Annotated in this window: 15 protein-coding genes; 13 read left to right on the forward strand and 2 right to left on the reverse strand. The window is 27.4% G+C overall.

Translation table 11 applies throughout. The features are described from left to right. The 10 genes from cbiG to JWF52_RS16790 form a co-directional block, all read left to right on the forward strand. Positions 1–971: cobalt-precorrin 5A hydrolase (cbiG, locus tag JWF52_RS16745; RefSeq protein WP_208334638.1), on the forward strand; the 971-nt coding region annotated here is incomplete at its 5' end. Then, positions 968–1,693 carry a precorrin-3B C(17)-methyltransferase gene (cobJ, locus tag JWF52_RS16750; RefSeq protein WP_208334639.1) on the forward strand — a complete coding sequence of 242 codons (726 nt, stop codon included), beginning with the start codon at positions 968–970 and terminating at the stop codon, positions 1,691–1,693. The genes cbiG and cobJ, both read left to right, overlap by 4 nt. Further along, on the forward strand, positions 1,690–2,439 hold the full coding sequence (gene cobK, locus JWF52_RS16755; RefSeq protein ID WP_208334640.1) for a precorrin-6A reductase: 750 nt from the start codon (positions 1,690–1,692) through the stop codon (positions 2,437–2,439). Before cobJ ends, cobK begins: the two co-directional genes overlap by 4 nt. Positions 2,440–2,462: 23 nt before the next feature. After that, on the forward strand, positions 2,463–3,263 hold the full coding sequence (locus JWF52_RS16760; RefSeq protein WP_208334641.1) for a sirohydrochlorin cobaltochelatase: 801 nt from the start codon (positions 2,463–2,465) through the stop codon (positions 3,261–3,263). A gap of 18 nt (positions 3,264–3,281) precedes the next feature. After that, positions 3,282–4,013 (forward strand): cobalt-factor II C(20)-methyltransferase, encoded by a 732-nt coding sequence (locus JWF52_RS16765; protein WP_208334642.1) that lies wholly within the window; start codon positions 3,282–3,284, stop codon positions 4,011–4,013. A gap of 21 nt (positions 4,014–4,034) precedes the next feature. Continuing rightward, positions 4,035–4,940, forward strand: a complete 906-nt coding sequence (gene hemC, locus JWF52_RS16770) for a hydroxymethylbilane synthase (RefSeq protein WP_208334643.1) — start codon at positions 4,035–4,037, stop codon at positions 4,938–4,940. Further along, entirely contained in the window at positions 4,930–6,441 is a 1,512-nt protein-coding gene (gene cobA, locus JWF52_RS16775; protein WP_208334644.1) for a uroporphyrinogen-III C-methyltransferase, read from the forward strand. Before hemC ends, cobA begins: the two co-directional genes overlap by 11 nt. A 41-nt stretch (positions 6,442–6,482) precedes the next feature. Next, positions 6,483–7,454 carry a porphobilinogen synthase gene (gene hemB, locus JWF52_RS16780; RefSeq protein WP_208334645.1) on the forward strand — a complete coding sequence of 324 codons (972 nt, stop codon included), beginning with the start codon at positions 6,483–6,485 and terminating at the stop codon, positions 7,452–7,454. 164 nt (positions 7,455–7,618) lie between these two features. Next, positions 7,619–8,107 (forward strand): hypothetical protein, encoded by a 489-nt coding sequence (locus JWF52_RS16785; protein WP_208334646.1) that lies wholly within the window; start codon positions 7,619–7,621, stop codon positions 8,105–8,107. Between the two features lie 938 nt (positions 8,108–9,045). After that, complete coding sequence (locus tag JWF52_RS16790; protein ID WP_208334647.1) at positions 9,046–9,516, forward strand: helix-turn-helix domain-containing protein; 471 nt, start codon at positions 9,046–9,048, stop codon at positions 9,514–9,516. A 163-nt stretch (positions 9,517–9,679) separates the two neighbouring features. On the opposite strand, the gene JWF52_RS16795 is transcribed toward JWF52_RS16790, so the two are convergent. Both JWF52_RS16795 and rbr read right to left on the reverse strand, forming a co-directional pair. Next, complete coding sequence (locus tag JWF52_RS16795) at positions 9,680–10,051, reverse strand: Fur family transcriptional regulator (RefSeq protein WP_208334648.1); 372 nt, start codon at positions 10,049–10,051, stop codon at positions 9,680–9,682. A 4-nt stretch (positions 10,052–10,055) separates the two neighbouring features. Then, positions 10,056–10,592 (reverse strand): rubrerythrin, encoded by a 537-nt coding sequence (gene rbr, locus JWF52_RS16800; RefSeq protein ID WP_208334649.1) that lies wholly within the window; start codon positions 10,590–10,592, stop codon positions 10,056–10,058. Between the two features lie 269 nt (positions 10,593–10,861). Between rbr and JWF52_RS16805 the strand changes: the two genes are divergently transcribed. The 3 genes from JWF52_RS16805 to JWF52_RS16815 all read left to right on the forward strand — a co-directional run. Then, complete coding sequence (locus JWF52_RS16805) at positions 10,862–11,338, forward strand: 6-carboxytetrahydropterin synthase (RefSeq protein WP_208334650.1); 477 nt, start codon at positions 10,862–10,864, stop codon at positions 11,336–11,338. Positions 11,339–11,689: 351 nt separating this feature from the next. After that, complete coding sequence (locus JWF52_RS16810) at positions 11,690–12,223, forward strand: sigma-70 family RNA polymerase sigma factor (protein WP_208334651.1); 534 nt, start codon at positions 11,690–11,692, stop codon at positions 12,221–12,223. A gap of 1 nt (position 12,224) precedes the next feature. After that, positions 12,225–13,333: DUF4179 domain-containing protein (locus JWF52_RS16815; protein WP_208334652.1), on the forward strand; the 1,109-nt coding region annotated here is incomplete at its 3' end.

Genomic DNA, 13,333 nt, shown 5'->3' on the forward strand with positions numbered 1-13,333 from the left:
AAAAAAATAATCTTAGTAATGATAGTACTAATCCAAGTCTATTTTTAGTAGAAAAAAAGGTAAGTGAGTTAGTCGGAGATTTATTTATTAACTATCAATCTATACTATTTATAATGGCTACTGGAATTGTGGTTAGAGTTATAGCACCTTATATAGTTAATAAGTTTAGTGACCCTGCAATTTTAGTAACTGATGAAAAAGGAAAAAACATAATCAGCTTACTAAGTGGGCATATGGGTGGGGCTAATGAATTAACTAACAATATAAGTAATTTAATAGGAGCCAACCCTGTTATAACAACGGCTACTGATGTAAATCAAAAATCTTCACTAGATATGATAGCTAAAAAATTAAATGCTCATATTGACGATTTTAGAGAAAATGTAAAAGATGTAAATTCTATGCTTGTAAATAATCAAGATGTTGGAATTTATATTGATGGAGATTACATAGTTGATACTAGAGGATTCAAAATATTAAATAATTTAAATGAAGATAATGGTTTTGAAAAAGTAGTAATTATAAGCAATAAAAATAGTATTGATAATATTAGTTTAAAAACATTAGATAAAGATAAATTTATAAAAGTTATACCTAAAGATTCTGTTTTAGGTGTAGGCTGTAGAAGGGATACCGACAGCAATTTACTTAAAGAGTCATTCGTTGATTTTTTTGATAATAATAATATTGACATAAAATCATTAAAAGTAATTGGAAGTATTGATGTAAAAAAGGATGAAAAAGCAATTATTGATTTATCAAAGGATTTAGATGTGGAGTTTAAAACTTTTTCTAAAGATGAAATTTCAAAAGTTGATTATTTATTTGATAAATCAGAATTTGTAAAGAAAAACGTTGGTGTTTACTGTGTAGCAGAGCCGGTAGCACATATACTAAGTAATGGAAATTTAATAATAGAAAAACATAAATATAAAGGAATAACATTTTCGATAGGGAGATCAAAACTATGATATATGTAATAGGAATAGGACCAGGAAGTAAAGAAATGATGACTTTAGAAGCTATAAGAGCTATGGAAGATGCTGAAGTTATTGTAGGATATAAAACTTATATAAATTTAATAACTGAATTTATAGATGGTAAAGAAGTAGTACAAAATGGTATGAGACAAGAAATAGACAGATGCAAGCAAGCAGTTGAAATAGCTAAAACTGGTAAAAAAGTTGCAGTTATAAGTAGTGGAGATGCAGGAATATACGGAATGGCAGGACTTATACTTGAGCTTACTTCTAAAGAAGAGCAAAAAGTAGAAGTTAAAGTTGTTCCAGGGGTTACTGCAAGTATAGGTGCAGCTGCAATACTTGGAGCACCAATAATGCATGATTTTTGCCATATAAGTTTAAGTGACTTATTAACTCCATGGGAAGTTATAGAAAAAAGATTAAGATTAGCAGCTGAAGCTGATTTCGTTATTTGTTTATATAACCCAAGAAGTAAGGGAAGAAGCGAGCACTTAGCTAAAGCATTTGAAATAATGGGTGAATTTAAAGGTGGAAATACTCCAGTTGGAATAGTTAAAGATGTAGGAAGAGAAAAAGAAGAAAAATTTGTTTGCACTTTTGATACTATGGACTTTGAAAGAGTAGACATGACTACTATGGTTATAATCGGAAATAAATCTACATTTATACATGAAGACTTAATGATAACACCAAGAGGATATACAGTATGATTTTAGTTTTTGGTGGAACAAGCGACAGTTTAGAAATATGTGACAAAATAAATAAACGCAGTAATTTAGATTATATTCTCTCAGTTACAACTAATTATGGAGAAGACCTTGCTAGAAAAATCGCAAAAGAAGTCATAGTAGGAAAGCTGTCAAAAGAGGATATGATAAATTTTATAAAAGAAAAAAATATAGATAAAATAATAGATGCAACTCATCCTTATGCAATAGAAGTATCTAAAAATGCTATGGAGTGTGCAAAAGAGTTAAACTTAGATTATACAAGATATGAAAGAAAATCTTTAATAGAAGAGATCGCTTATGAAAATAAGTACATCGTTACTAGTACTGAAGAGGCTTGCAAAATAGCTAGAGAGAATGGAAACAATATATTTATAGGAACAGGAAGTAAGAATTTACCTCAGATTGTTGATTATATACCAGATAGAAACTTAATAGTTAGAGTATTACCTACAAGTGAGGTAATACTTAGCTGTGAAAATTTAGGATTAAATGCAGATAATATAATAGCTATGAAAGGACCATTTAGTCAGGAGATAAATGAGGAATTTTATAAACATTACAATATAGATATAGTTATAACTAAAGAAAGTGGAATAGCTGGAGGATTTTTAGAAAAGGTTGATGCTTGTGAAACACTTAATATACCAGTAGTAATTATACAAAGAGAGATGTTACCATATCCTAAAGTAATAAATGATGTCAATGATATAGATCAAATAATATAAATATAAAATAAGGTGGATTGAGTATGAAAAAAGCAGTTTTAGTAGTTAGCTTTGGAACTAGTTATAAAGAAACTAGAGAAAAAACAATAGAGGCTTGTGAGAAGAAAATAAAGCAAGGATTACCAGAGTATGATTTTTATAGAGCTTTTACTTCAAATATGATAATAAGAAAATTAAAAAATAGAGATGGGATAGAAATAGAAAATCCAATTCAAGCATTAGATAGATTACATAATGAAGGATATAAAGAAGTAATAGTTCAAACACTTCACATAATATGCGGTGAAGAATTCAATAAATTAAAAGAACAAATAGAAAGCTATAAAGATAAATTTGATAAAGTAATATTAGGTAGACCACTGTTAACATATATAGAAGATTATAAAGAAGCAGTAAATGCTATAGAAACTCAAATTCCTAAAATGGATGAAGATGAAGCTGTAGTATTTATGGGACATGGAACATTCCATGAATCTCATTCATCATATCCTACATTAGAGTACATGTTAAGAGATGCTGGAATAAATGCATACGTTGGAACAGTTGAAGGATATCCAGAATTAGAACAAGTTATAAATAGATTAAAAGAAAATAATATAAAAACAGTAAATTTAATGCCTTTTATGTTAGTTGCAGGAGATCATGCTATAAATGATATGGCAGGTGATGAAGATGATTCATGGAAGACTGTATTAGAGGAAAATGGATTTAATGTAAAAATACACTTAAAAGGATTAGGAGAAAATCCTTATATTCAAGATAAATTTATGAATCATGCTCATGATTGTATAGAAAAATTAAACGAATTAGAAAATATATGTTAATTAACGGAGGAGAGAAAAATGGCTAAATTTTATGGAATAGGAACAGGACCAGGAGATAGTTCATTAGTTACAGTTAAGGCAGTTGAAACTTTAAAGAATTTAGATATATTATATACACCAGAGGCTAAAAAAGGAGGAGAAAGCTTAGCATTATCTATAGTAAGCGAATATCTTCCAGAAGGTTTAGAGATAAAATCAAGACACTTCCCAATGAACTTTAATGATGGTGAAAAGATAGTAGCTTGGAATAAAGTTGCTGATGAAATAGTTGAAGATGTAAAGAGTGGGAAAAATGTAGGATTTGTTACTTTAGGAGATCCTATGATATATAGTACTTATGTATATATAATGGAAAGACTTATAGGAAGTATAGATGTAGAAACAATACCAGGAATATCATCTTTCTCTAACATTGCATCTAATCAAAACTTCCCATTAGTGATGGATAGAGAACCGTTAATAATAATACCTTGTACAATGGAAGAAGACAGAATAGATTATGCATTAGAAAATTATAGTTCTATAGTTTTAATGAAGGTTTATAAGAACTTTAAAGAAATAGTAGATAAGCTTGAAAAAAATGGTCTTATAGAGCATTCAATTTTAGTAAGCAACTCATCTCAAGATAGAGAAGTTGTATATACAGACTTAAGAGAAGTTAATATAGAAGAAAAAATATCATATTTCTCTACTATATTAGTAAATAAAGAAAATAAATCACTATTAAATAAAGAAAATAAAGTTGGATAAAAGACAAAAGGAGATTAACTCATGAAGATTGTAGTTGGAACTAGAGGCAGCAAGCTTGCATTAACACAAACTAATTGGGTAGTAAATGAATTAAAGAAAAAATATCCTAATGTTGAATTTGAAGTTAAGATAATAAAAACTAAAGGTGATTTAATTCAAAATGTAAGCCTAGATAAAATAGGAGATAAAGGCCTATTTGTAAAAGAAATAGAACAGCAATTATTAAATAAAGAAATTGATATGGCTGTGCACAGCATGAAAGATATGCCTTCAAATCTTCCAGATGGATTAAAGTTTGCAAGTATACCTAAAAGAGAAGATCCAAGAGATGCTCTTATATTAAAAGAAGGATATTCAAACTTAGAAGATTTACCTAAGGGGGCTACAATAGGTACAGGTAGCAAAAGAAGAAAATATCAATTATTAAAATATAGACCAGACTTAAATATAGTATCTATAAGGGGGAATATAGATACTAGGATAAGAAAAATAGAAGATGAAAATTTAGATGGAGTAGTTCTTGCTGCATCAGGATTGATAAGAGCCGGTCTTCATAATAATATAAGTCAATACTTGCCTGTAGATATTATGATACCAGCACCAGCACAAGGAGCATTAGCCTTAGAAATTAGAGATAATGATATAGAGATAGAAAAAATAATAGACTGCTTAAAAGATGATGTAACTAAAATCCAAGTTGAAGCAGAAAGAGGATTTTTAGACGGAGTCAATGGAAGTTGTCATATTCCTATGGGAGCGTACTGTACAGTAGAAGGTGAAAACATAGATTTAGTAGGATTATATGGAGACGAAGAAGGAACTAAACTGGTTATTAAGTCTATAAGTGGACAAGCATCTAAAGCTAGAGAATTAGGTCTTGAACTAGCGCAATTAATTTCAAAGGAGTATGAAAACTATGAAGGGTAAAGTTTATTTAGTAGGAGCAGGTCCTGGAGATTATAAGTTATTAACATTAAAAGGATTAGAATGTATAAAAAAAGCTGATGTTATAGTTTATGATAGATTAGCTAACATTAACTACTTAAAAGAGGCAAAGCCAAATTGTGAATTTATATATGTTGGAAAAGCATCTAGTAATCATGCTCTACCTCAAGATGATATAAATAGAGTTATAGCAGATAAGGCTAAAGAAGGTAAAATAGTTACTAGGCTAAAAGGTGGAGATCCATACGTATTTGGAAGAGGTGGAGAAGAAGGAGAAGTTTTAGTTTCTGAAGGTATAGATTTTGAAGTTGTACCAGGAATAACTTCTGCTATAGGAGGTCTCTGTTATGCAGGTATACCTATAACTCATAGAGACTATGCATCTTCTTTCCATGTTATAACAGGACATTTAAGAGATGATGATAAGGAAAATGAAGAGCTTAACTGGAATGCTTTAGCAAATAACAAAGGGACTATTGTATTCTTAATGGGAGTTGCTAATTTAAAAAAGATTAGTGATAACTTAATTAAAGAAGGCAAGGACAAAGATACACCAGTAGCTCTTATAAGTTGGGCTACAAGATATAATCAAAGAGTAGTAATATCTACACTAGAAAATGTATATGAAACGGCACTTAGAGAAAATGTTAAGCCACCTACACTTATAGCAGTAGGAGATGTAGTAGGATTAAGATCAAAATTAAACTTCTTTGAAAATAAACCTCTATTTGGTAAAAGTATAATGGTAACTAGATCTAGAACTCAAAGTAGTTCTTTAGTAGAAAAGATAGCAGATTTAGGTGGAAACCCTATAGAAATGCCAACTATTAAAATAGAAAAAATAGAGAATAACACAGAATTAGAAAATGAAATAAAAAATATAAAAGGATATACATACTTAGTTCTTACTAGTACAAATGGAGTTGATATATTCTTTGATAAATTAGATGAAATGGGTCTTGATAGCAGATCTCTATCTGATTTAAAAGTATGTGCAATAGGTTCAGCTACTGCAAAAGCAATAAAGAATAGAGGAATTAATGCAGATATAGTACCTAAAAAATTCGTAGCTGAATATTTATATGAAGAATTAAAGCCATTACTAAATGCAAATGATAAAGTATTAATGCCAAGAGCTAAAAATGCCAGAGATTTTTTAGTAAATAAAATAAGTGAAATATGTGAAGTTAAAGAAATCCATACTTATGAAACTGTAGTAGATACATCTAAACAGGAAGAAGTATTAGATGTATTAAACCAAGGAGATATTAATTATATAACTTTTGCAAGTTCATCTACTGTAAGTAATTTCGTAGAAATAATTGGAAGTGAGAACTTACATAAATTAGAAAATATAAAAGTTATATCTATAGGACCTATCACTTCAGCTACAGCAAAAGAATTAAATATAAATGTTTATAAAGAATCAGAAGAAGCTACTATAGATTCTATGATTAATACAATTATTGAGGATAAAAATTAATCTATGAGATATAAATTATAGATTAAGTTTGGAGGAAACAAATGTTAAGAAGACCAAGAAGACTAAGAGCTAATAGTTCTATAAGAAACCTAGTTAGAGAAACAAAGTTAAATGTAGAAGATTTAATATACCCTTTATTTATAGTTGAAGGAAAAAATATAAAAAGTGAAATATCATCTTTACCAGATGTATATCATTTTTCAGTAGATAGATTAGAAGATGAAATAAAGGAATTAAAAGAATTAGGTATAGAGCATGTAATATTATTTGGTATACCTCACGACCATGAAAAAGATGTATGTGGAAGTGAATCATATAATGATAATGGTATAGTTCAAAGAGCTATTAGAAAAATAAAAGAGATAGATAGTAACATGAATGTTATTACAGATGTCTGTATGTGTGAATATACTAGTCATGGTCATTGTGGTATATTAAAGGAAAATGGATATGTAGATAATGATAAAACTTTAGAAATTTTAGCTAAAATAGCAGTAAGCCATGCAAAAGCAGGAGCAGATATGGTATCTCCTTCAGATATGATGGATGGAAGAATAAAGGCTATGAGGGATGCTTTAGATAAAGAAGGTTTTGAGCATATCGCTATAATGTCATATAGTGTTAAATATGCTTCTACATTCTATGGACCATTTAGAGAAGCTGCAAACTCTGCACCGTCTTTTGGAGATAGAAAAACTTATCAAATGGACCCTGCAAATAGTAATGAAGCGTTAATAGAATCTGAGTTAGATGCATTAGAAGGTGCAGATATATTAATGGTAAAACCTGCACTATCATATTTGGATGTTATAAGAAGAGTTAAAGATAAATATGATTTACCTCTTGCAGCTTATAGTGTTAGTGGAGAATATGCAATGCTTAAATCAGCCATTAAAAATGGAATATTAGATGAAGGTGTTATATATGAATCTATGATGTCTATAAAAAGAGCTGGAGCAGATATAATAATAACTTATTTTGCTAAAGACTTAGCTAAGATTCTAAAAAAATAGTAACGTGGATAAAGGTGTAGCTTAAAGTTGCACCTTATTTATATTAAATCATTACTCTAGAGGTACATTCATAGAAAATGGCAGAGTCAATAAAGAATCTATGGGAGTAAAAAATAAGATTGAGAATATATGATGCAAATTTAAGAAGAATTGGAGATTAGTCAATGAACTATATGTGGAGAGTTACAAAGTATAATTCATTAAATCGTGACGAAAATGGGTACTATATAAAGGATGAATGGATATCATTTAGTGATATAGGTAATGTTTTTAATGATTTAGAATTTACAATGTCAGAGTATTTAAAATATGAAAAAGCATATATTGATTCAATATTAACTCTTATGGAATGTAATAATATACATAGCCTAAATGTTGTTGGTTTAGAAATAAAATGTGATGATGATAATGAGTTTATAAATACAATTAAAGAAGGTATGTTATTATCAAGAACACAAATAAAAGAAGCTGTTAAACAAATACTAAGGGATAATATATGGTGTGAATTAACTGGAAGCAATTCATTTTATGTGCATTTTGGATATGATTATTATATGTATATTGGAGCAGATAACAAATGTGATAGTGCAATACGATTAATTAAAGATAATAATCTGTTCATTGAACCTTTTATATCTCCATATTTAGATTAATTCATAGTATTATATAATAACTTATCCTGAATTATTCATTAAATATACCGAAGTATATTTGGAATAAAGAAATAGTAAAAAATACCTAAAGATTTATAGATGACGAATAATGGAAAGTATTATAAATTAAAAAATAATAAAGCTATAAGAAATTATACATATTTGGATATATAATACCCAGAAATATATATAAAGTTATTAAACTCACCTCTAACTTTGTGGGATTTTTTGATTTTTTCAAAATATTAAAAAAGATAACTATATTAGTTTTATCTATTATGTTATGTGGAGTACCACAACTATAAGCAGTAGATGTAATTAAAATTTCAAATGAACTAAAACTTAAGATATCTAATGAAATTAAATTTTAGTTAAAAAGTGATTCAAAGTTCTTATATTTTTTCTACCATTGGTTTTAAAAGTTATTGTTAATCTAATCTTAGTTTCCGTGTTTAGTTACCCCTTCATAAAAATCAATAAAATTTTACATCTTTTAAAAACTCTCTGTAGATATAATCCTAAATTATAGTATAATGTTTTTAAAATAGGGGTTGTTAAGTTTGTTTTTAGGCTCTTTAATTATGTCTTTAATATTTTTTATAATAGCTTTTATAGTTCTTGTTTTTAAAGATAAAGTATGTGTCCTAATAGGTTGATATACTTTCTTAAAATGTAAGCTTTGATAAGAAAGTATAAAATTAAGTAATCTTAAAATTTCACTTTAGGATTTTTATGTACTTTCAAATAAATGGATTTTAAGGACTTTTATACTAGAATTTTAATAAGTACTTGATTTACTTTATCAGTACTAAAAAGTTAAGTAAAATACTTATAATACAAGGATGCAACTCAAGGTTGACAAAAAATATAGTCAAATTGATAGCATGCAACCTGCATATTTATTAAGATTTTATTATAAAGGTTAAGGAGGAATAAAAATGGATATATCTGAAAAAATTTTAAAATTAAGAAAAGCACATAATTTATCTCAGGAACATTTGGCGGAGCAACTTAATGTATCAAGACAAAGTGTGTCAAAATGGGAAACAGGTCAATCAGTACCAGAAACAGAAAAGTTAATAGCTTTAAGTAAAATATTTAATGTTACGATAGATTATCTTTTAAAACCATCTGAAATAGATGAAATATCAATTAGAACAGAAATATTAGAGAAGCAACAACAACATTTAGTTGAAAAAGAAAGAAAAAATGATAGGGTTAGATTTATTGTATTAAGTTGTCTTGCAACATATTTAATTGCATTCGCTATCTATATTATTGGTCGCTTCTATTTTGAAATATGGAATCCAGGTATAATATTAAGTGAATTTGCAATAGCAACTGCAATAGCAATTGCTATTAATTTAAAACATAAGTATAGAAATGATAAAAATTCATCAAATGGTTAGATTTATTGATAATATAAAAAAATAAATTAAACTTTTATGTAATTAGAATAAAGTTAAAGCTCTTAGAGTCAAAATAAACGGATTCTAAGAGCTTTTTAACTATAGGGCTTCAAGAAAATAAGTTTTAATCCAAGCCTTATTTTTTATTATAATTTAATCTTTTTTATTTACATTTATTACAAATACCATCAAATGTAATATCATATGACTTTATTAATATATTATTATCATTAGATATATTAGACATAATACTATCTATTAAACCTGTATCTATGTCACATACCTCACCACAAATAGAACAAACTATATGAGCATGGTGGTCTAGATTTTTATCAAACATATCTGAATGATTTTGAATACTTACTTTCTGTATTAAACCTTTTTCAGACAATAAAGATAAATTTCTATAAACGGTTCCTAGACTTAATTCAGGATAGTCTTTTTTTAATTCTGAATATATATAATCAGCAGTAGGGTGATTATTACTATTTAATATAATATCTAGTATTGCTTGTCTTTGTTTTGAGAATCTCATTAAACTAGAATTTATCAGATCTTATTTCAAAATACCCCTTTGGATGATCACAAACAGGACATTTTTCTAAAGCCTTAGGTCCTACATGGATATGTCCACAATTTCTACATCTCCACTCTACTGATTCTTCTTTTACAAATACTGTTTCTTCTTGAACATTTTTAAGTAATTCTAAATATCTTTCTTCATGTTCCTTTTCTATTTTACCAACTTCTCTGAACATAAATGCTATTTTAGTGAACCCTTCTTCTTCTGCATCTTTAGCAAATTGCTCATACATATCAACCCACTCATAGTTTTCACCATTAGCAGCATCTTTTAAGTTTTGTTCTGTTGCCGGAACACCATCGTGTAATAGTTTAAACCAAAGTTTTGCATGAACCATTTCATTATGAGCAGTTTCCTCAAATATAGCTGCTATTTTGTTATATCCTTCTTTTTTAGCTTGAGATGCATAATAAGTATATTTATTTCTTGCTTGAGACTCACCAGCAAAAGCATCCATTAAATTTTGTTCTGTTTTACTTCCCTTTAAATTCATAAATGTACCTCCTTATATTTTAATAATAGTAACTATTACTATTTATTAGATATATTTAATATTAAAGTAAATAAATATAATAGTCAATAACATTTAAAAAAAAATAAAAAAGTATTGACATTTTTATATTTTAAAAACATAATAATAGTAATCGTTATTATTATTAATTAATTAGTCGACTAAATTAACTAGTAATTAAGTGACAGCTAAACTTTAAAAGTTAAAAGCAAAGCTATTAATAAAAATAAATATTTAAAAGGAGTAAAAATATGAGATCAATAACTAGATTAAACATACAATATGCACACCGTTTCTTAGGGTATGAAGGAGAAGCACAATACTTACATGGTCACCAAGGTAACTTAGTAATTGAAGTAGAGGGTAATGTAAACGAAAAAAATGGATTTGTTGTACCTTGTAATGATATAAAGGCTGCTGCATGGAATTATCTTAAAAACTTTGACCATGCTCTTATTTTACAAGAGAATGATCCTTTACTACCTGAAGTATTAAAGGTATATGAAAATCAAGGTATAAAAGATGGTGCACCAGATAACACTAATATAGGATTAGCTATAGACAATGAACTTGCAAAAGCTTATCCAGAATGTAGACTTGTAGTAGTTAAGAAAGTTGCTACTTGTGAGAACTTAATAGAAGTGTTTTACTCATTACTAAAAGATAAATTAAATATAAAGAAAATGACTTTTGCATCTGGTGACAACTGTGCATCAGTTGAATTTTAATATATAGTTTTTTCAATTTATATTAAGTATGCAGTAAATAAATAGAACCTTTTGCTACTGCATACAAACCTCAAAAGAAATAAAAAATATATTTTTATTTACAATTTATCATATTGAAAATTCTCCAAACTATTCGTTAAGTTTCAATATATAAAACCTAGTTAGTTTAAAATAAAGTTAAAGCCCTTATAATCTAAATAAATGGATTATAAGGGCTTTTTTACTATATATCTTTAAATAAGTTTTTATATAGAGGTTAAATATTTTTATTTTTTTATAAAAGTTGCAAGTTTTTGTTTTTCGTTTACGAATTAATTAGTGTAAAAGCTTTTACGGTTAGGAGGAATTAATTTGCAAGATAAATTAATAATTAAATACATAAAAAAGAAAAATCAAAAAGGAATGGAAATATTAATAGACCAATACAATGCTCTTCTTACTTCTATTGTTAGGTTTCATTTAGGAACATTAATTAACTATGAAGAAGAATGTGTCAGCGATGCTTTATTAGCTATTTGGGATAATATAGAGGGTTTTGAAAAAGATAAAAATTCTTTTAAAAATTGGATATGTGCAATAGCCAAATACAAAGCAATTGATTACAAAAGAAAATATCTAAATAAGATAGAGACATCTAGTTTAGATGAACAAACTTATTATATAGATAAAAATTTATTACAAATAGAAATTCAAGAGGAATTAAATGAGACATTAGACTTCTTATCAGAAGAAGATGAAGAAATATTTAGACGATACTATCTAGAAGATGAAAGCGTAGCAGATATCGCAAATAATAAAAAATTAGCAATTTCCAGTGTACATAGTAAATTATCTAGGGGTAGGTCGAAAATAAGAAAAATCTTATTAAAAGAGGGAGGAAAGTAAAGTGATAGATAAATATAAAGTATTAAATAACGAAAAAATTCAATTTGATAGATATAATGAAGTTAAAACTGATAATGAAAAAATGAAAAATATAATGAAATCTAAGTTAAAGTCAAGAAAGCAAATAAATAAAAAATTAATTGCAGCAAGTATATCAGCAACACTTGTATTAGGATCTGTAGCTTTAAGTAAGGAGACTACTTGGGCATATATTGATATATTAGTAAATCATATAGAATCTTTTTTAGGTAAAGATTATAGTGAGTTTGATAAGTACAAATTTGAAGGAAATCAGTCAATAGAAAAAAATGGATTAGTTCTTAATTTAGGAGATGTAATGCTTGATGATGGGGAATTAATTATAAGTTTAAGTATGGATTATAGCAACTTTGATTTTAAAGAGCGTGGTATTAATAAAAAGGATCTTATGCCAGATTTACCAATTGTTACAATAGGAGATATTTCTTTTCCTGGACAAGGTGGAGGTATTATGCCAAGAGATGTAAAAGATAAAAAGAAAAAAGAATTTTTATATAGGCTTGATTTAACTAGAATTGATACTGATGGAGACGGTATAGTTGATACTGACTTTGAGATACTTGATAATCTAGAAAAAAATAAAGATTATAATCTAAAGATTCAATTCAAAGACTTTGATATAGGTGAATCTAAAACCGAAAAGGGATCACTGTTAAGTAAGAGCCTTGGTGATTGGGAATTTAATACAACATTAAATAGTTCTAATATATCTAATGATATAAAAGTAATTAATATTGATAAGACAATTGATATTAGTGAAGGAAATAAAAAGCGTAAACTTAAGATTAGTGAGATAAGGATATCTCCTGTATCTTCAAAAGTTAAAATGGAGGTAGAAGGTAATACGTCTGATGAATACTTTTTATCAATAAAAGATAACAACGGAAAAATTTTAAATAAAGCTAATGGGGTTACTTCCGGAGGAATTTCTGGTATATCCAATAATACAGTGTACGAGAATTTTGAACTTAATGGAACAGAAAAGAAAATAATAATAACACCTATTGTTTACTCTCATAATAAGGAAAAATACCTTGAAGATGATAAAATAGAAATAGAGATTACACAAAA

Origin of the sequence: Clostridium sp. CCUG 7971 (assembly GCF_017590215.1) — a bacterium.
Classification (GTDB): domain Bacteria; phylum Bacillota; class Clostridia; order Peptostreptococcales; family Peptostreptococcaceae; genus Faecalimicrobium.